General features: G+C 66.2%; 17 protein-coding genes. 4 read left to right on the top strand and 13 right to left on the bottom strand.

Annotation, left to right across the window (positions count from 1 at the left end):
• Positions 1–59: 59 nt before the first annotated feature.
• From KF707C_RS10625 to KF707C_RS10605, 5 genes are all read right to left on the bottom strand, one after another.
• Positions 60–1,532, bottom strand: a complete 1,473-nt coding sequence (locus KF707C_RS10625) for an aldehyde dehydrogenase family protein (RefSeq protein ID WP_004422650.1) — start codon at positions 1,530–1,532, stop codon at positions 60–62.
• A 312-nt stretch (positions 1,533–1,844) separates the two neighbouring features.
• On the bottom strand, positions 1,845–2,441 hold the full coding sequence (locus KF707C_RS10620) for a putative adenosine monophosphate-protein transferase Fic (RefSeq protein ID WP_004422648.1): 597 nt from the start codon (positions 2,439–2,441) through the stop codon (positions 1,845–1,847).
• Positions 2,441–2,611, bottom strand: a complete 171-nt coding sequence (locus KF707C_RS10615; RefSeq protein ID WP_004422647.1) for a YhfG family protein — start codon at positions 2,609–2,611, stop codon at positions 2,441–2,443. Before KF707C_RS10615 ends, KF707C_RS10620 begins: the two co-directional genes overlap by 1 nt.
• Before the next feature lie 79 nt (positions 2,612–2,690).
• Positions 2,691–3,461 (bottom strand): EAL domain-containing protein, encoded by a 771-nt coding sequence (locus KF707C_RS10610; RefSeq protein WP_004422646.1) that lies wholly within the window; start codon positions 3,459–3,461, stop codon positions 2,691–2,693.
• A gap of 123 nt (positions 3,462–3,584) precedes the next feature.
• Positions 3,585–3,986, bottom strand: coding sequence for a hypothetical protein (locus tag KF707C_RS10605; RefSeq protein ID WP_051050796.1), 402 nt, complete (start codon positions 3,984–3,986; stop codon positions 3,585–3,587).
• A gap of 374 nt (positions 3,987–4,360) precedes the next feature.
• On the opposite strand from KF707C_RS10605, the gene KF707C_RS10600 reads away from it, so the two are divergent.
• Positions 4,361–5,284 carry a MurR/RpiR family transcriptional regulator gene (locus KF707C_RS10600; RefSeq protein WP_004422645.1) on the top strand — a complete coding sequence of 308 codons (924 nt, stop codon included), beginning with the start codon at positions 4,361–4,363 and terminating at the stop codon, positions 5,282–5,284.
• On the opposite strand, the gene KF707C_RS10595 is transcribed toward KF707C_RS10600, so the two are convergent.
• Together KF707C_RS10595 and KF707C_RS10590 are read right to left on the bottom strand one after the other, a co-directional pair.
• The gene (locus KF707C_RS10595) at positions 5,281–7,740 is read right to left on the bottom strand and encodes a YbcC family protein (RefSeq protein ID WP_004422642.1); all 2,460 of its coding nucleotides are present in this window, start codon (positions 7,738–7,740) and stop codon (positions 5,281–5,283) included. The two genes, KF707C_RS10600 and KF707C_RS10595, sit on opposite strands and share 4 nt — an antisense overlap.
• Positions 7,741–7,767: 27 nt before the next feature.
• Positions 7,768–9,264, bottom strand: a complete 1,497-nt coding sequence (locus KF707C_RS10590; RefSeq protein WP_004422640.1) for an NADH-quinone oxidoreductase subunit L — start codon at positions 9,262–9,264, stop codon at positions 7,768–7,770.
• 105 nt (positions 9,265–9,369) lie between these two features.
• Here KF707C_RS10590 and KF707C_RS10585 point away from each other — a divergent pair, with 105 nt between their 5' ends.
• Entirely contained in the window at positions 9,370–10,266 is an 897-nt protein-coding gene (locus KF707C_RS10585; protein ID WP_004422637.1) for a LysR family transcriptional regulator, read from the top strand.
• Positions 10,267–10,404: 138 nt separating this feature from the next.
• A complete protein-coding gene (locus KF707C_RS10580; protein ID WP_004422635.1) occupies positions 10,405–11,397 on the top strand; it encodes a TerC family protein in 993 nt (330 codons plus the stop codon).
• A gap of 70 nt (positions 11,398–11,467) precedes the next feature.
• Here the strand turns inward: KF707C_RS10580 and KF707C_RS10575 are convergent, their stop codons facing one another.
• Positions 11,468–12,277 (bottom strand): helix-turn-helix transcriptional regulator, encoded by an 810-nt coding sequence (locus KF707C_RS10575; RefSeq protein WP_004422633.1) that lies wholly within the window; start codon positions 12,275–12,277, stop codon positions 11,468–11,470.
• A gap of 139 nt (positions 12,278–12,416) precedes the next feature.
• Between KF707C_RS10575 and KF707C_RS10570 the strand changes: the two genes are divergently transcribed.
• Positions 12,417–13,268, top strand: a complete 852-nt coding sequence (locus KF707C_RS10570; RefSeq protein WP_100244223.1) for a S24 family peptidase — start codon at positions 12,417–12,419, stop codon at positions 13,266–13,268.
• 573 nt (positions 13,269–13,841) lie between these two features.
• Here the strand turns inward: KF707C_RS10570 and KF707C_RS10565 are convergent.
• The 5 genes from KF707C_RS10565 to KF707C_RS10545 form a co-directional block, all read right to left on the bottom strand.
• Complete coding sequence (locus KF707C_RS10565) at positions 13,842–14,489, bottom strand: peptidase M15 (protein WP_036994219.1); 648 nt, start codon at positions 14,487–14,489, stop codon at positions 13,842–13,844.
• Between the two features lie 45 nt (positions 14,490–14,534).
• A complete protein-coding gene (locus KF707C_RS10560; protein WP_197704978.1) occupies positions 14,535–15,092 on the bottom strand; it encodes an NADPH-dependent FMN reductase in 558 nt (185 codons plus the stop codon).
• A 12-nt stretch (positions 15,093–15,104) separates the two neighbouring features.
• Positions 15,105–16,286: an acetyl-CoA C-acetyltransferase gene (locus tag KF707C_RS10555; protein WP_036994215.1), complete on the bottom strand. Its 1,182-nt coding sequence runs from the start codon at positions 16,284–16,286 to the stop codon at positions 15,105–15,107.
• Positions 16,287–16,350: 64 nt separating this feature from the next.
• Positions 16,351–16,860, bottom strand: a complete 510-nt coding sequence (locus tag KF707C_RS10550; RefSeq protein WP_331251406.1) for a cupin domain-containing protein — start codon at positions 16,858–16,860, stop codon at positions 16,351–16,353.
• An 85-nt stretch (positions 16,861–16,945) separates the two neighbouring features.
• Complete coding sequence (locus KF707C_RS10545) at positions 16,946–18,058, bottom strand: alcohol dehydrogenase catalytic domain-containing protein (RefSeq protein WP_004422625.1); 1,113 nt, start codon at positions 18,056–18,058, stop codon at positions 16,946–16,948.
• Positions 18,059–18,085: the final 27 nt, after the last annotated feature.

Below are 18,085 nucleotides of genomic sequence, written 5' to 3'. Positions count from 1 at the left end.
GCGCAGAGTCGCCTCCCGCCCCCCTTGAAATAGCCGGGTTGCCGGGAGATGCACGCGGCTCATGGGGTGTACCAGCCCCAGGGCTCGGAGCTGTGGTAGCGCGTCACCTGCTTCACCTCCAGGTAGTTATCCAGCCCCCAGCGGCCGAGCTCGCGGCCAATGCCGCTCTGCTTCAGGCCGCCCCAGGGCGCCTCGACGAAGGTGGGTTGCGAACAGTTGATCCAGACGATGCCGGCGCGCAGGGCATTGGCCACGCGGGTGGCGCGCTCCAGGTCGGCGGACATCACGGCGGCGGCCAGTCCATAGAGACTGTGGTTGGCCAGCTCCAGGGCTTCGGCCTCGGTTCGGAAGCGCTTCACGCAGAGCACCGGGCCGAAGATCTCCTCGCGCCAGAGCAGGCTGCCGGTATCCGGCTCGTCGAAGATCGTCGGCTCGATGAAATAGCCGACTGGCAGGTGCGCCGGGCGCTGGCCGCCGGTCAGGAGAGCGGCGCCGTGCTTGCCCAGCTCGATCAGGCTGCTGACCCGCTGATGATGGGCGGCGCTCACCAGGGGCCCCAGTTGCACGCCCGACTCCAGCCCGGGGCCGATGCGAATGGCGCGGGCCGCTTCCACCAGGCGGTCCAGCAGGCGCGGCGCGAGGCGTTCCTCCACCAGCAAGCGCGAGGTGGCGCTGCACACCTGCCCCTGGTTGTAGAAGATGCCCAGCATGATCCACTCCACCGCCGCATCCAGGTCCGCGTCGTCGAAGACGATGCAGGCGGACTTGCCCCCCAGCTCCAGGCTGATGTTGCGGATATCGGCCGCCGCCGCCGACATGATCTTCGACCCCGTCGGCACGCTGCCGGTAAAGGCCAGCTTGTCCACGCCCGGGTGCCGGGCCAGGGCATGCCCCGCCTCGTAGCCAAACCCCGGAACTATGTTCAGCACCCCGGCGGGCAGGCCGATGCGGTCCGCCGACATGCCCAGCTCCAGGGCGCTGAGCGAGGTGAGTTCCGAGGGCTTGAGTACGCAGGTGGCGCCTGCCGCCAGGGCCGGCGCCAGCTTCCAGGCGGCCATCAACAGCGGGTAGTTCCAGGGAATGATCTGCCCCGCCACGCCCACCGGCTCATGGCGGATATGGCAGCTGAAGCGCGCATCCCCCACTTCCAGGGGCTCGTCCTGACGCTCATCCAGTTCCCGCGCCAGGCCGGCGTAAAAACGGAAGCAGCCGATGGCATCGGCTACATCGCACTGCGCCTCCGGCAGCGGTTTGCCGTTGTCACGCACTTCCAGCACCGCCAGGGCGTTCACGCGCTGCTCCAGGTCGTCGGCCAGCGCCTCCAGGTACAGGGCACGCTGGCGGCCGGTGGTCCGCCCCCAGTCCACCTCGAACGCGACACGGGCCGCGTTCACCGCCCGGCCCACATCCGCCTCCCCGGCGGCGGAAAGGCTGGCGAAGCGCTCCCCGCACGAGGGATCGATGCAGCTGATGCGCTTGTCGTCCTGCGGCGCGACCCAGCGCCCATCGATGTACAACGTTGGCTGCTTCATGGTGACTCCGTCACTCCTTGTCCGGTGCGGTCCAGCCCGGCGTCAGCGCCTGGCGGTCCATGGCCCTGGGGTACTGGATGGGCCAGGGGCCCCGCTCGCGTAACGGAACCCACACGATGGACCGGGGCTCGCTGGCCGATTCGGCTCGATGGCGATAGGCGACGAGCGGCCTCCACGCTATCAACGGCCACACGCGGATGTTTATCCCCCGGGGGGTAGTGTCACTGCGGCGGGTGGTAGGAGATTTCCTAGAGCCAGCGTGAAGGACGAGGCCAGGACGGCGCTCGCGGATGGATCTGACGATGCCGCGCTTCAGCCGATGGGACGACCGATGCAGCGCCCGAAAATGCGCATCAGGGCGTCGTAGTCGCAGAACACCGCGTCGATGTTGGCCCGCAACCACTCCTCCTGGTTCACCGGCCACCAACTGATCTCGAAGCCGGCGTTGATGATCAGGTGCTCGAAGAGAATGCGCTGGGCGCGGCCGTTGCCGTCACGGAAGGGGTGGATCATGTTCAGATCGCCGTAGAACTCGGCGGCGGCGCGGATCAGCTCATCGCGCGCCAGGCCCTCCAGCCAGTCGGCGCGTGCCAGGGTGGCGAAGATCTTGTTGGCCTCGGGTTCCACCCGGCTTTCGACGCAGAAATGCGTGTCGCCCCGGGAGATGTCCAGGGTACGCAGTTCACCCGCCCAGTCGTAGAGATCAGCGAACAGCTGACGGTGGATGCGCCGGAGCGCGGGCAGATCATAGGGCGGCGGGGAGAACTCGATCTCGCTGGCGGCGATTTCAGAGAGGTTGCGCTCGGCCTCGTTCAGCCGGTCCTCGTCCATCAGCGCCAGGCGATTGCGCAGCACCGCAGTCCCCGGGTAGCAGTACGGGTCCTGGCCGGTTCCGTAGATGCCGGCCATCAGCCTTGCCTCGCGCGGCAGGCGCCGAGGACGGACTCGCGGGACGGCAGCTTGCGCCCGGCATCCTCCGGCGCCACGTCGAACCCCTCCAGCCGCAGGCTGGCGACGTAATTGGACCGCCGCACCTTGGCGCAATAGGCCCTCTTGGCCTGCAGGGACGGAGTTGGCATGGGCTGGCCCTCTCTCGTTGCGTACCGCGGGATTATAGCGAACGGGGCCCGGGGCACCCCGCCCGGGGCGGTCCCGGCGTCAGGCGGGCCAGTTGACCGGCGGCAACTGCTCGAAGCCAGGACGGGCGAACAGATAACCCTGGAAAAGGTTCACCCCCAGCCCACGCAGGCAGGCCAGCTCTTCCGGCGTTTCCACCCCCTCGGCGATCACCTCGATGGACAGGGCCTGACACACGCCCAGAATCCCGCGCACGATGGCGTCTCGCACCGGGTCCCGGTCGATGTTGCGGATCAGCGCCATGTCCAGCTTGATCAGGTCGGGCTGGAATTCCGCGAGGAGATTGAGCCCCGAGTAACCGGCACCGAAGTCATCGATGGCGGTCTTGAAGCCCTGCTTGCGGTACTCGGCGATGATGCTTTTCAGGTGAGCCTTGTCCACCAGTTCCTCCCCCTCGGTGATCTCGAAGATCAGGCGATTGGTGGGGAAACCGAAGCGCCGGGCCGCCTCCAGCGTCGCCCGGATGCAGGTCGCCGCGGAATACACCGCATTGGGGAGGAAGTTGATGCTCACCTGGCAGGGAATGGCCAGCCGCGAGGCCAGCTCCACCGCCTTGACCCGACAGGCCTGATCGAAGGCATAGCGATTGTCCTCATTGACCCGCCCCAGCACCTCGGCGGCGCCACCTCCCTTCGCGGTCCTGACCAAGGCCTCGTAGGCGAAGAGGCTGTTGTCGCGAAGGTCGACGATCGGCTGGAACGCCATGCTGAAGTCAAACCCCAGGGATTCGCCTTCGCGGCAGTGGGCGCAGGGCGTGACGGTTGGAACATCGGAATCGGAGGGCATGCCCATGATGAGGGGGACTCTGGCTCGAAATGGCGTGATGAACACGAACGGAATGCAATGCTAGCCGCTTTGCCAGCATCGGTGCATGACTCCTGAACGGCTGGTGCCCAAAATGCCGGACTGCCCTCCTCAGGCAGAGGCGCGATGTGGGCAGCGACCCGCGGTTGAGTGCGTTGCACCTGATTTCCGGGGGGCGCGCCTCGCCGGTGACACCAGCAGCTCCGGCGCCAGGTGAGTTGCCAGCATCCGCCTGGTAAGGACCACTTCCAGGCACAGCCTCCGATCACCTTCCGGCCAGCACACGAAGTAGCCACCCGCGTTGCGGTCTTTCAGGCGAAAGCGCCACTCGCGCTCGACGATTCGGTCAAGTCCACTCCAGGGCTCTGCCAGCTCTATCACCGCGTAGAAACCGGCGCCGGTCTGCACCCGCTCCCGTACCAGCGCCCGATCCCTGATAAACCCAGGTTCCGGATGGCTCTGGTCATGCAGCAGCTTGTTCAGGGCGAAGCATTCGAGCGGCGTCAGTTCCATGGTTCGGCCCTCGGTGACCGCTCCAGCGGACAAGTCGGCCACAGCGGTGTGGCCGAATGGGAAATGCAACGGGGTCGCACCAGGCCCAGTGGGCTGCTGATGTCAATCGGGGTGCCAGGAATCGTCCGCATGCTCATCCGCTTCCGCTCGTGTTCTGAAAGGGGCTGCAGTGCCCCTTCGGCAGGCCGACTGTATGACTCATAATTTTTCATGTAAATATATTTTTGAATATTTTCGTTTCACCCGGCAACCAACCTGACGCCCGGCTCGCGCGAGCGGCCGGGACCGCGCGCCTGCACAGCGCTGACGGTGATTCGCACATGCATCCGGCAACCCATACACTGGCGCCCCTGGCCCAAGGACCCACCTGACTCATGAGCCGAGCCCCGCGTGACCAATCCGTCTATACCTCCCCCATCATGCGCAAGCTGGCGTCGGCCTCCCCGGACCTGCCGCCCTCCCTGCGCAAGGTGGCCGACTTCATCCTGCGCCACCCCCTCAAGGCCGCCACGCTGACCATCGAAGAGCTCGCCCAGGAAACCGGCACCTCGCCGGCGGCGGTGAACCGGCTGGCCCGGGCGCTCAAGCTCAGCGGTTTCAGTACCTTGCGCAGCACGCTGGTGGGCAACCTCCAGGACCTGGTGTCGCCGGTGGACAAACTTCGCCAGGAAATGGCCCAGCGCCCCGATGGCGGGTTCGGGCTGCACGAACAGCTGCAGGCGGCGGAAGGCAATCTGAGCGCTACCGTCAGCGGCAACGCCCCGGCGGCGTTCGAGTCCTTCGTCGGCGCGCTGTGCCAGGCCCGCCGCATCCACGTGCTGGGCTTCGGCAACAGCGCCTACATGGCCGGCCTGGCGGCCGCCAACCTCATGCCCTACTGCCCGGACGTGATCGCCATCAGCATGGAAGGGGGCAACGAGAACGCCGCCTACCGCCTGGCCGCCATCCGCAAGGAAGATGTGCTGCTGGCGATTTCACTGCCGCGCTACTCCCTGGACACCATTCAGCTGGCGCGCTTTGCCAACGAGCGGGGCGCACGGGTCCTGAGCATCACCGATTCGCCGGCCTCTCCGCTGGTGCCATTGTCCGAACAGGTGCTCTTCGCACCCGCCGATCACCCGGTGCTGATCAGCTCCAACGCTGCGCTCCTGGCGGTCATCGAAGCCCTGGTCGCGGCGGTGATGACCCGCAACAAGGAGGCTGTGCGCCTGGCCGCGGAGCTCACCGAGAGCGTCATGTCCTACCTTCACCTTCCCCGGGATCGGGCTGCCGGCAAGGGTCGCCAGCGCAAGGACTAGCCGCGCCAGCCCGGGTCTGCGTGGGGCTGCCAGCCAGCTGCCGAGCGCCGCTCCAGCCGTGCGGACTCGCCCTCCAGGCGGAACAGGTGCAGCCACTGGTTGTCCACCAGGTCGCGCACCACGGCGGATCGTTCGATGACGGCATCGATCATCGCCCTGGGCGCCTCGATCACCACCACGAGCCGCAATGGCGTGTGCATCCAGCGCTGGCCGTCGTGGACCGACTGCTGGGCAAGGCCGATGCGCAGGTCGCCACCGTTGCCCTCGAACACGCCGATGCGCCCGCCCACCACGTTGTGCAGCACCTTGTTGCCGCTGCCGAAATGGCGGTTGTCGGTGGTGGAGGCGAAGTACTGCAGGTTGATCCAGTGGGCCACCACCATGGGCGCGGTCATGATCAGCTCCAGCACGCGTCCATCGCCATCGCGCCGCCACTGGTAATCATGCAGGAAGGCACGCCCGTCCAGGTCGAGCCCACGGGTACGTGCCCGGGGCGCGGCGATGAAGGCGGCGTTGTTCGCCAATCCCCATTCGGGCCGCGTCTCGGACCAGTCACGAGCCCGCCTGTGCAGGGCCCGCCGCAGCGCCTCGGGAGCCTCGGCCAGGTGCGCCAGCCCCAGGCTCGGCGCCCGCTCGCACCGCACCCGTGCGCCAGCCTCGGCCAACGCCTGCTCCAGGTCCTGCAGGGATGGCACCAGCGGCGCCGGCACCTGCTCGCGTCCGAACAGCTCGACCTCATCGGTGAGGGTGTTGTGCAGGCCGGCGATGAAATGGCATGACGCGGGGATGGCGATGCCCCGTCCACCCAGACCCTGCCGCACCTCAGGCTCGTTCAGCAGGGCCGCCAGCAGCCGCGCATTGATCTCGCCGCTGCGGCCGCAGCAGGCGCCGCAGTCCAGGCCCGCCGCCTGGGGATTGTTGGTGCTCTGGCTGCCATGCCCGAGCAAGACCACCAGGGGTGGGAAGTCCAGCGTCAGCCCCATGACCGTCAGCACCCGGGCGGCCAGGTCGATCCGCTGTTCGACAGGCAGGGCGTCGAGCGAGGGATTCAACGCCCGCGCCTGGCGCGCGGAGAGGCCCGCCAGATGGGGCCCCGGCGCCGCCGGCGCCAGGCGGAAGTGCTTGCCCAGCAGCGCCCCGGCGTACCCCAGGCCCAGGCTTTCCACCAGGCTGAAAGCCGACGCCGGCAGACGCTGGAACAGGCGCCAGCCATCGGCACGGGCCAGCCGTTGGCGACGGCTGCGGACCAGGCGCCGGTCTCGTTGGGGGTCACCACAGCTGTCCGCCACCGTCAGCTGAGGCGCCAGCAGGCCGGGCAACTGCGGCCAGACGGCGTCGGTCCCCAAGGGCTGGTAGGCGATGGGCAGCCCGAAGAATCCGGCGAAGCCGCTGGTTTCGATGTCCGGGCGCACCCGCTCCAGGCAGCGCCGCAACCGCTCCGAACGCACATCGATGCAGAAGTACAGGCGGGCAAGCGGCGCGGGGCCGTCGGCAACCTTGGCTCCCCCCTGGGCCAGGCGCGTGAACAACTGTTCCTGCCAGGCCAGCTCGTCCGCACGCTGCCAGCACTGCAGCGCCTGCCAGGCCTCGGACGGCACCGCCGCCCGCGCGCCCTGCCAGGCCTGGGTCCAGCGACTCCAGCGGCTGCCGGGGCCGCGCTGGCCATCGTCCACCACGCACTCCCAGGCCGCGCGGATGGCGAGCAGATGAAGCAGCGTCTCGTCATCCGCCCCGGCCATCCGCGCCTGCCAGCGCCGGTAGGCACACCAGGACGCCCAACCCAGGCTGCGCAGCAACAGCGCGTCGAACCAGTCCTCCAGCATCTCGGCGGCCAGCCCCAGCTGCGCCGTGGCACGCAGCAATGCGGCCTCGGGCTCGTCCGGCAGCTCGCGAATGCGCTCGGACAGATCCGGCAGGCGGCAGAGGATGCCGAGCCCCCGGTCATGGACCAGGCTGTCGCGCCACGCGCCATAGAGGCTCGCCCGGCGATCCGGATGCCAGTCAGCCTGGGCCTCGTCGAACCAGGCGGCGCAGAACTGCCCGATCTGGTTGACGATCAGCTCGGGCCAGCGGGGCTGACCGCCGGCGTCCTCGTCCTGGTCCTCCAGCAGCGGCAGGCCGCCGGGCGCGTCAGGGCCATCCAGCAGCGCCACCAGGCGCGCGGGGGAAAGGTCCAGGCCCCGCTCCGCCAGCGCCGCAGCCAGGTGGCGCTCGGCGATTCGCCCCGCCGCCCAGGCTTGCCGGTAATCCTCCGGTTCCAGGGTGAGGCGGCAGCCGCCGCGTCGCCACAGCTGCTCAGCCACGACCGACCAGGGTTGGCCGCGACGCTCCCACAGCGGGTTGACCGCGATCGAGCGATCCAGCGGCCAGGCCGGTGCCACGCGCTGGCAGGCGCTCCGGGCGGCCTCCAGCACGGCCTCGCATTCAAGGTTGGGGTAAGGCTGCAGCGCGGTCATGGGGCATCTCCTTGGGCAGGGCCGGGCTCACTGGGCACGCACGGGCCAGAGGCGGAAGGTCAGTCGGGTGAAGTACTCGTCGAGGTGGAAACCGGCGAAGGCCCTTTGATGCAGGCGCCGAGCGAGCGCGCCATGGGGGTGGCCGGTGATCCAGGCCTGCAACAGGTAGAGGCCGATGAACAACATCACCACCAGCGCAGCGAGCGCTTCCTGATAGGGGCCCGGGCGCGGAGTCCCCGCCAGCAGGCCCGCGGCGGCCAGGTGCCAGAGCAGGTAGGCCACCAGCAACACGCCACTCACCAGCACCCCGTGAACCCAGGACGCACGCCGGATGCACCAGGGCGCCAGGCCCACGGCCAGCAACGCCAGCGCCGCGGCGGGCAGCGCGTGCTGCGGCAGGAACGAGGTCCAGAGCCCATGCAGCGCCAGCACCCAGAGGCCCGCGAGCGGCAGCGCCAACAGCGTCTGGCCCAGGCCCGGAGCTCGCTCCGGCACATAGAGCGCGTGGCGGTTCACCTGACCCACCACCTCGCCGGCGGTCAGGAAGGCGTGGGCCTTGTAGAGCGAGTGCGCCAGGAGGTGGACCAGCGCCAACTCGTAGAGGCCGAGCCCACACTCCATCAGCATGAAACCCATCTGCGCGCAGGTGGACCAGGCCAGGCGCACCTTGATGCTCACCCGGGTCATCATCACCAGCGCCGCCAGCACCGCCGTCAGCCCCCCCACCAGCACCAGCAACGTCTGCGCCACCGGCGCCTGGGACAACAGTGGCGCGAAACGCAGCAACACGAAGCCCCCCAGGTTGACCAGCCCGGCGTGCAACAGGGCGGAAACCGGCGTGGGCGCCTCCATCACCTGGATCAACCAGCCGTGTACCGGCAACTGCGCGGACTTGAGGATGACTGCCAGCACCAGCAGTACCAGCGCCAACTCCACCGGCCAGGCCAGCCCGCCGCCGGCCGATGCGGCGGACGCCAGGCGTTCGACGATCAGCGGCAGATGGTGGCTGCCGGCGGCCTGGATCAGCAGCGCCGCAGCGGCAATCAGGCAGGCATCGGCCAGGCGGCTGGCGATGAACTTCTTGTGGGCGACGATCACCGCCGCCGGCCGGTCGCGGTAGAAGGTCAGCAAGGGGTGCAGGCACAGGCTCGACAGGATCCAGGCCCCCACCAGCAGGTAGAGGTTGCCGGTACTCACCACGGTCGCCACCGAGGCCAGGGTACCGAGCAAGGCGAGGATGAAGCGGCGCTGACCCGGCTCACCTCGCAGGTAGCGCTCCGAGTAGTCGAGGATGACCAGGCCCAGCAGGCTGACCAGCGCCGCCATCACTAGGCCCAGCCGGTCGTTTTCACGGCCGTCGAGCAGCGCCAGCAGCAGCGCGACCACCACCAGCAGCGCGCCACCGTATCCGGCCAGGCGGGCCAGCGCCCAATGGCGCGCATGCGCCCAGGGGAACAGGTTGGCCAGCAAGGCGGCCCCGTAGCACAGGGGGAGAAGCCACAAGGGCTCGGCAAGGGGAAACATCGGGGCGACCCTCCGCAATCATCGAATGCGAAAAGTCTCCGTGAGCCGACCAATTAATTAAAATAGATTGATCAGAACCAACCCATACCAAAAACAGAACGACGCATGAGACGCCTCAACTTCCGCCATCTGCACTACTTCTGGGCCGTCGCCAAGGAAGGCAACCTGACCCGCGCGGCCGAGTCGCTGCACGTTGCCCAGTCGGCGCTGTCCACACAGATCCGCGCGCTGGAGGACCAGCTCGGCCACGAGCTGTTCATCCGCTCCGGGCGCAACCTGCTGCTCACCGAAGCTGGGCAACTGGTGCTGGACTACGCGGAGAACATCTTCGCCCTCGGCAACGAACTGCAGATGACCCTGCAGGGCGGCACGCTGGCCGGACAGCGATTGCGCATCGGCGCCGTGGCGACCCTGTCGAGGAACTTCCAGGAGAACCTGCTCCGCCCCTTCCTCGGCCGGCGGGACATCCACATCACCCTGGAATCAGGCAGCCTGGAAGAGCTGCTGCAGCGCCTGTCCCTGCACAAGCTCGACATCGTCCTCACCAACCGCAGCGTCAGCGCCGACCTGCACGGCTCCTGGCGCTGCCGCCTGCTGGACCGGCAATCGGTGTGCCTGGTGGGGCCGCCCCGGCCATCGGCGGCGCCCTTCGACCTGTACCGCGACCTGAAGCAGTCCCGGCTGATCGTGCCGGGACGCAGCAGCGACATCCGCAGCCAGTTCCAGCTGTTCTGCGACAGCCACGCCCTGACTCCCAACATCGGCGCCGAGGTGGACGACATGGCCATGCTGCGCCTGCTGGCCCGGGACTCCGGCGACCTGGCGATCCTGCCCAGCGTGGTGGTGCAGGACGAGCTGCGCAGCGGCGCCCTGGCGCTCTACGCAGAGATCCCCGGCGTCACCGAACAGTTCTTCGCCGTCACCCTGCAGCGCCACTTCAATCTCCCGGTCCTGGACGAGTTGCTGGAATCGGCTGGATCGCCGCCGCAGGCCACCGGATAAACTTTGTAAAAATCCGCCCCTTGATCGGCGGGCGCGATTCCAGAATTCTCTCGCCCCGTGACGCCGGGCCCCTCTGACGGTCAGTAGCCGCCATGTCGGAGTCATAGTTGGTACAACTACGACTGAAAGGAGGGGCTCATGACTGCCCTTGAATCGTTCCTCTTCGCCGACCTGCTCGGCACCGCAACCTGGCTGTGGCTGACCTTCTTCGCCGTGGTCATCACCCTGCTCGCCCTCGACCTCGGCGTACTCCACCGCGATAACCGCGAAATCGGCGTGAAGGAAAGCCTGCTGCTCTCCGCCGGCTACATCTCCATGGGCCTGTTGTTCGCCATCTGGGTGTTCTTCCAGAAGGGTGGCGACGCCAGCATGGACTACCTCACCGGCTTCCTGATCGAGAAGTCGCTGTCCATGGACAACGTCTTCGTCATCGCCCTGATCTTCAGCTTCCTGGCCATCCCCCGCGAGTTCCAGCACCGCGTGCTGTTCTGGGGAATCATGGGCGTGATCGTCCTGCGCGCCATCATGATCGGCCTGGGCGCCGCCCTGATCAGCGAGTTCAGCTGGATCCTCTACGTGTTCGGCGCCTTCCTGCTGCTGACCGGCGTGAAGATGCTCTTCACCCGCATCGACGACGAACCGGACCTGGAGAACAACCGCTTCGTGAAGTACCTGCGCAGCCACCTGCGCATCACCGACCGCCTTCACGGCCAGCGCTTCTTCGTGCGCCAGCCGGACGCGACGGGCAGGAGCGTGCTCTGGATCACCCCGCTGTTCCTGGCGCTGATCCTCATCGAGTGTGCCGACCTGGTGTTCGCCGTGGACAGCGTGCCCGCCATCTTCGCCATCACCCAGGACCCCTTCATCGTCTACACCTCGAACATCTTCGCCATCCTCGGCCTGCGCGCCCTGTACTTCGCCCTGGCGGCCATGATCCATCGCTTCGCCTACCTGAAGTACGCCCTTGCCCTGGTGCTGGTGTTCATCGGCGGCAAGATCTTCCTCCACGACATCGTGGGCAAGATCCCGGCCGTGATCTCCCTCAGCGTCACCCTCGGCCTGCTGGGCGGCGGCGTGGTGCTGTCGCTCTGGAAGACCCGCAACCCACCCAGGCAAGAACTGGAAAGCTGAGCGGCCACGCGCCACCCTCCGGAGCAACCGGCGACCCCGACAGGGGGCGCCGGCCCCGTCCCCGGCCAGGTCAGCGAGTACCCGACGACCCCGCGCCACGCCGCAGTCCCCGCACGAACAGGCCGAACAATTCGGACTGGCTGCCGATCCCCAGCTTGTCGTAGAGGTTCTTGCGGTGGACCTTCACCGTACCCGGGGTGATGGCCAGCAACTCGGCAATGGCGCTACTGGCGTAGCCCTTCAGCACCAGCCGCGCCACCTGCCTCTCGCGGGGACTGAGCAAGCCTTCGCCGAACCGCTCGATCGCCTCGCACACGCGCCGATCCAGCTCGTAGGCCACCTGCGGCTCCTGACGCAGATGACGCATCCAGGCCGAACGCACCACCTCGTCCACCACCGGCACCGCACTGCGCAACAAGCGCCGCTGCCGGCGACTGTAGTCGCCCCGGCCGCGCCGCCGCATCAACGACAACACGGCCCGGCCCCGCCCCTCCAGTTGGGTGAAGAAGCCCAGTTCCTCGCCCAGCCCCAGCCGCCGGTAATAGCCCTGCACATACTCGCTTCCGGCAAAGCCGGCGGGCGCCAGCCGCTGCAGACTGTGCAGCCCCTCCACCTCGCCGCCTTCGCAGGCGAGGAAGAACGGATCCAACCTGTACGCCCCCGCCTGGTACTCCTCGACGAACAATGGCCGCAGGTGCGGCGGTACCGTGTCGAAGAGCGGCAATGGCAGGTAGCGCCCCTCGTAGACGAACAGCACGAAATGATCGACCAACCCCAGCCGTCCCAGCCAATCCGTCAGGGCCTGGAGCTGCGGCGTACCCGGCGGCTGGGCCAGGACGTGGGTGATGTCGCGGGTCCATTGGGGGAGCTTTCCATGCATGGATCGGTTTCCTCGGTTCCAGCCAAGGGGCTGTGCTGCCACACAGAAGCGGAGCACCTGAGAACGACGCGAGAAGTTTAGAAAAATACACCGACCATCACAAAGAATCTAAACAATCAGCTGTTTAGCATTCTCAACCATGGACTTTTCTGATCGCGTCAAATCACGCATGCAAGCGCTCAACCTCGGCCCATCGGAACTGGCCGACATGGTGGGCGTCACCAAGAGCTCGGTGAGCCACTGGACCAGTGGCGCCAATCAGTCAGGCGGCAAACATCTGGTCGCGCTGGCCAGGGCCTTGGAGTGCGATGTCGCCTGGCTGGCCACGGGTGAAGGACGCGCCACCGACGCCGTTGCGATCAGCAGCTACAGCAAGGCCGCCGAATCCCGAGCCCGCGAGGAAGCCGCCGCCGTCATTCTGGAAATGCTCAAGAAGCATGCCGGCAAAAGCCTCAACAGCGCGGCCAAACAGCGGGTCGCCCAGGCGGTGGCCGCCAGCCTCGAAACCAACCTCTACAAGGTTCGCGACGGCGACGCTCCCCTCCTCCCGAATGAAGCGGCAGGAACCCTGGAAATCCGTATCCCACACCTGGACCTCGACGCCCTGGCCGGCGACGGCACAGCCCCCAACCATCACCCCGGCTCCGTCCGCAGCCTGTCAGTGAGCGAGCCCTACCTTCGTGCCCTCGGCCTGCGTTACTCCCACCCCGAGAACCTGGCCGTCGTCACCCAGTGGGAGTCGAGCATGGAAGGCACGATCGAAGACCGCGCACCCGTGATTGTCGACCGCGGTATCACCACCTTCGTCGGGGACGGCGTCTACCTGCTCAGTTGGGCCGGGCACCTGATGATCCGGCGACTGCAACTGGCGGGCGCTGATCAACTGGAACTGAGCAACGACCAACCCCCGCACACGCCGCGCAGGGTAAACCCGGAGGAGCTGGCCATCCACGCCAGGGCGCTGCTGGCCTGGGAGCTGAAGCGACTCTAGGGCTGAGCGGCGTGCCTCGGGGCGGTCCTGCGCAAAGGAACCGAGGCTGGCATCGGAGCGCTTGCGGCCAAGCCCGGACCGACGGGATAGGCCTCAAGCCTGCCGCGGCTCTCGCTGGAGGCGTCCTGGTCAGGTGATGTTTCGATGCGACGCATGCCACCCCAGCAATCGGGACTCGATGCGCTCAATCGCCTTGAACAGGATGACGCCGAGCAGACACAGCAGCGACAGGCACCCGCGCACTCCGATTCCAAATGTGGCACCCAAAGACGATCATCCTTTCGACCAGATATCACGCTGATTGCAAGCCTGAACGGCATATGCGGCGAGCTCCATCGCCCCACTCTCTAACCGATGTCGATGTGCAGCCCGCCAGGTCGGTCACCCGTGACCGGGGGTTGCATCCCCGCCCACTTCCAGCGGGCACATCTGCAAGACAGGTCGCCCTGCTGGACGCACCAATAATGGGCGTGCATACAGGTCAACTTTTCAGGCGGGTTTGGGCGATGACGCGCACGAGGAGGCTGAGCCAATGAGCCTCTGCCAAGGTATGCGTCAATTATCGGTGCAGACTCAGCCGAGACTGATGAGCCAGGGCTCGACAATGCGTTTGCGCTGGTCGAGGCTCAATGCAGCAACGCCTCCCTTCACCAGGGCCGTCCGGTCTCCCGTGTGTGGGTTGATGACGTAGGTGCCAATGCTCGGCAACGTGCTGGGATTGCCACTCCAGCGCAAATTGAATGCGGCCAGCTTGGGGAACCAGAATTGACTTGCGTAGGGCAGATTGTCGTGAATCCACCAGGCCAGTGGTGTCCAGTCGCCCTTTTGGTCGTACCAGGGCAGCAACGCCGGAACCACGATGCAGGCAGTGGCGCCCAAGTAGCCGTCGGCATCGGGGTAATCCCAGATGTGCGAAGCGTAATTCTTCTCGTTGGCGGCACAGCTGTACTGGTTGTTGTTCTCGGCGCCTTTGGCGTTGACTGCCGGTGCGCGGTAGGCCGAACGAATAACCAGTCGACCGAAGCGGTCCTGCAGCGGCTCCAGCAGTCGCTCGCAAAGCTGGCGCCCGGCTTCAATGGCCCGATCCGGATAGTCCGGAATGTTGGGGATTCGCTCTATCTGGCTGATTTCCGAATAGAGGAAGTCACGCATGAAGAAACTCTTCGATAGCCGCACTCGCCCCAGGTCTTCCAGGGCCCGCACGGAGGAGGGCTTATTCATATTTTTCAACTCGGATGCATTGCGTCAGCTATCGCTGTCCGCTGTTTATAGTTGAGGGATCATCGCTCGAAGCTCCAGCAACCCCTTCTCCAGAAACTGCCGCACGGCGTCATCCACCAGCCGCCCCTGAGCAATCTTCGAGCCCACGCCACCAATTACGATCTGGGGGTAGCGGACCAGTTCCACCGGGATAGCCCAGAGCGTTTCGTTGAGCTGTTGCTGGGCGCGGACTCCGCCAGTGAAGGCAGGAGAGGCCGTGAAAGTGAGCACGGGCTTGGCCTTGAGCACCGACTGGCCGTGGGGGCGGGACAGCCAATCAAGTGCGTTCTTCATAACGCCCGACATGCCATGGTTGTACTCCGGAGATCCAATCACCAGGCCATCCGCCTCCAGGACTGCCTGGCGAAGCCGGCGGACCGCCTCGGGCGCCTTGGCACCGTCGCCATCCAGGTCCTCGTTATACAGCGGAATCTCGTGAAGACTATGGACGACCAGTCGGGTATCCACCGGCACCAGCTCTTCGGAAATCGTCCGAAGAATCACGTCGTGGACCGAGCTGGCCCTCAAGCTTCCCGAAAGCCCCAAAAGTTGTACCGTTCTCATCCTCATGCCTCCTCAGCCTCGCTCCAGGGCAAGTGCAACACCTTGTCCGCCACCAACACACAGCGTCGCGAGTCCACGCCGAGCGTCTCGCCTGTTCATTTCATGCAGCAGCGATACGAGGATTCGGCAACCCGAGGCCCCCAGTGGATGGCCCAGTGCAATGGCGCCGCCATTCACATTGACCTTGCCGGTGTCCCACCCCAGCTCCCGGCCTACCGCCAGGGTCTGGACCGCGAATGCCTCGTTCGCTTCGATCAGATCGAGCTGATCCAGACTCCAGCCCGCCTTCTGCAGGCAGAGATCAGTCGCGAACACCGGCCCAATGCCCATCACCGACGGCTCGACCCCAACGCTCGCAAAGGCCCTGACCGTCGCCAGTATGGGCAGGCCATAGGCGCGGGCTCGGTCGGCACTCATGACCATAACGGCGGCGGCGCCGTCGTTTAGCGATGACGCATTTCCTGCAGTGACCGATCCATCTCTTTGGAAGGCGGGCCGGAGCCTGCTCAAGCCTTCCAGGGTGGGCTCGACGGTGGGCGGCTCATCCTCCACAAGCGCCCGGGTCTCGCCTTTGCGATCGGACACTGCCACCGTGGCGATTTCCGCCTCGAACCGGCCAGAGAGCCTCGCATTGGCGGCTCGCTGGTGGGACGACAACGCGTACGCATCCTGATGCTCGCGAGTGATCCCATACTGCTCGGCCAGGTTCTCTGCAGTCATGCCCATGTGGTAGTCGTTGAAGGCATCCCACAATCCGTCATGGATCATGCTGTCCAGCAGCTCGCCATGACCCATGCGCAACCCTTGCCGCGCGCGCTCCAGCAGATAGGGAGCGGCGCTCATGTTCTCCTGGCCGCCAGCCAGGATGACTTCGGCATCTCCGCTTCGAATGGCCTGGATGGCCAGGTGCACCGCCTTGAGGCCCGACCCGCACACCTTGTTGAGAGTGAAGGCCGGCACCGTGAACGGCAGACCGGCAGCCACTGCGCTCTGACGAGCCGGATTCTGCCCGGCACCGGCCGTCAGGACCTGCCCCATGATGACTTCATCGATGTCCTCCGCCGGCACGCCTGTGCGATCCATCAGGGCACGCAGAACCACCGAACCCAGTGCGGTGGCCGGTACTTGAGACAGCATTCCACCGAACCGTCCGATAGGCGTACGGACGGCAGCAACGATCACAACGTCAGTCATTGAAGTTCTCTGAACGACCTGCCCTTTCCACCAGGAAAGGTGGCAGGACCAGGCCCGGAATGGATCAATCGGCGGGACGCCCCACCATGAAAAAGGCAGCCTTGGCGATCTGCTGCGAACGGTTGCGCCAGGCATGTCGCGTGGCGTTCTGAATGATCACGTCGCCAGCGCGCAGCACCTTCTCCTGACCGTCATCGAGCTCCAACCAGAGCTCGCCCTCCAGCACGATGCCGTAGTCGATAGTCGGGGTCCTGTGCATGCCAGGCTGGTCAGGCTCGAAGCACTGAAACAGCCCGGGCAGTGCATCGATCATCTCGTCCAGGGCACGCTCGGGGTCGATGGGCGCGGCCATTACCGCGTCCGGCGGGAAACTGACCATGAGCAGCGAATTTTCCCCAGGGCCGGGGATGAGCGAGGCCTGGACCAAGGTTGGATCATCACCTTCCCCCCTCCCCTCACCACTGCACCAGAGCTGTGCCATACCGTGACCCGGCAGGTCCTGGAAATCCCTGTGCCGGGGGGCCGGACCATCCGACAGGAAAACCGAACGGCCCGACTCGTCGTGACCGGTCACCACTCTTCTCACTTGCATACTCGACACCACTCAGGCGGATCGGATGGAAATGCCGGGCGGGATTCAGCCCCCGCCCGGCGCCGGCTCAAGGCGCGATGACGTAGTTGCTGAAGCCGCCATTGCGGTTCTCGATGCCGCTGATCGCCTGGTTGACCTGCTCCAGGGGGAAGACGTTGTGTTCGAAGAACGACAGGTCGAGCACCCCCGATTCCACCATATCGGCCATTTCCTGGCCTTGCCCCGTGGTGAACCAGGCCGAGCCGCTGACATTGATGTCGTTGTCCATGATCCAGTGCAGGTCGAGCGGCACATCGCCAGCTACGGCACCGATGTTCACCAGGTGGCCGGAACGATGGAGCGAACGCAGAGCATCGACCAACGGCTCGAAGGTGGCGCCTGGACCGAGGGCATCGATCACAACGTCCACCCCTTCGCCATGGGTAACCTCCTTCGTCCATTGGGCGATCGAGCCATTGCCCAGGTTGTGGATCTCGATTCGACCGGGTGCAGCCAGATCCTTGACCCGCTGGAAAAGCGCCTCGTTACGCGCGGTGCCGAGGATCTTGCGCGCGCCCATGGCCAGTGCCAGGGCGACAGCGCCGAGGCCCAACGTGCCGCTGATGCCATTGATGAGCACCGTGCTGCCGGGACCGACGTTCGCCTTCTTCAGCGCGCGATACGCGGTGCCCAGGTAGCCCAGCCGCGCGGCGGTTTCGAAACTCATATTGTCCGGCAGCTTCACCAGGCTGTACTGGGGCGCGGGCATGTACTCGCACAGCCCGCCATAGGGGTAATGCTCGAACATCTGCGGACTGCGCGCGGTAAAGCCGAAGTAGCCATTGAAGGTATAGGCGCTGCAGCCGGTGGTATTGCCGGCACGACACGCTCGGCAGGAGCCGCAATGGCGGGCCGGATTCACATAGACGCGATCACCGGGCTTGAAGTCGTAGACCTGTTCGCCCACCTCTTCGACCACGCCAGTCGGGTCGAGGCCAAAGATGGCGGGAAGCTTCGGCAGGGGCAGATGGGGGAACCAGGTGGTCCAGTTGGTCAGGATGTTGTGCAGGTTCGGCACGATACCGCAGGCCTTGACCCGCACCAGCACCTCGGTTGGACGGATGGAGGGAACCGGGAGGTTCTCCAGCTCCATGGGTTTGCCACACTCGTACATACGGGCAGCACGCATCATCTTCGTCATGGGTAACTCCAACTCTTGTTCTTGTTG

The sequence above is a fragment of the Pseudomonas furukawaii genome (genome assembly GCF_002355475.1).
GTDB classification, from domain to species: Bacteria; Pseudomonadota; Gammaproteobacteria; order Pseudomonadales; family Pseudomonadaceae; genus Metapseudomonas; species Metapseudomonas furukawaii.
Note: the sequence above shows the minus strand (reverse complement) of the source record. Positions and strands in the feature narration are given on the sequence as shown.

Excerpts from the sequence above, each read along its gene's own strand:
- KF707C_RS10580 (WP_004422635.1), top strand. The coding sequence starts at position 10,405 with ATGACTGCCCTTGAATCGTTCCTCTTCGCCGACCTGCTCGGCACCGCA.
- KF707C_RS10545 (WP_004422625.1), bottom strand. The coding sequence starts at position 18,058 with ATGACGAAGATGATGCGTGCTGCCCGTATGTACGAGTGTGGCAAACCC.
- KF707C_RS10625 (WP_004422650.1), bottom strand. The coding sequence starts at position 1,532 with ATGAAGCAGCCAACGTTGTACATCGATGGGCGCTGGGTCGCGCCGCAG.
- KF707C_RS10575 (WP_004422633.1), bottom strand. The coding sequence starts at position 12,277 with ATGCATGGAAAGCTCCCCCAATGGACCCGCGACATCACCCACGTCCTG.
- KF707C_RS10595 (WP_004422642.1), bottom strand. The coding sequence starts at position 7,740 with ATGACCGCGCTGCAGCCTTACCCCAACCTTGAATGCGAGGCCGTGCTG.
- KF707C_RS10565 (WP_036994219.1), bottom strand. The coding sequence starts at position 14,489 with ATGAATAAGCCCTCCTCCGTGCGGGCCCTGGAAGACCTGGGGCGAGTG.
- KF707C_RS10610 (WP_004422646.1), bottom strand. The coding sequence starts at position 3,461 with ATGGGCATGCCCTCCGATTCCGATGTTCCAACCGTCACGCCCTGCGCC.
- KF707C_RS10590 (WP_004422640.1), bottom strand. The coding sequence starts at position 9,264 with ATGTTTCCCCTTGCCGAGCCCTTGTGGCTTCTCCCCCTGTGCTACGGG.
- KF707C_RS10615 (WP_004422647.1), bottom strand. The coding sequence starts at position 2,611 with ATGCCAACTCCGTCCCTGCAGGCCAAGAGGGCCTATTGCGCCAAGGTG.
- KF707C_RS10600 (WP_004422645.1), top strand. The coding sequence starts at position 4,361 with ATGAGCCGAGCCCCGCGTGACCAATCCGTCTATACCTCCCCCATCATG.
- KF707C_RS10620 (WP_004422648.1), bottom strand. The coding sequence starts at position 2,441 with ATGGCCGGCATCTACGGAACCGGCCAGGACCCGTACTGCTACCCGGGG.
- KF707C_RS10555 (WP_036994215.1), bottom strand. The coding sequence starts at position 16,286 with ATGACTGACGTTGTGATCGTTGCTGCCGTCCGTACGCCTATCGGACGG.
- KF707C_RS10570 (WP_100244223.1), top strand. The coding sequence starts at position 12,417 with ATGGACTTTTCTGATCGCGTCAAATCACGCATGCAAGCGCTCAACCTC.
- KF707C_RS10605 (WP_051050796.1), bottom strand. The coding sequence starts at position 3,986 with ATGGAACTGACGCCGCTCGAATGCTTCGCCCTGAACAAGCTGCTGCAT.
- KF707C_RS10585 (WP_004422637.1), top strand. The coding sequence starts at position 9,370 with ATGAGACGCCTCAACTTCCGCCATCTGCACTACTTCTGGGCCGTCGCC.
- KF707C_RS10560 (WP_197704978.1), bottom strand. The coding sequence starts at position 15,092 with ATGAGAACGGTACAACTTTTGGGGCTTTCGGGAAGCTTGAGGGCCAGC.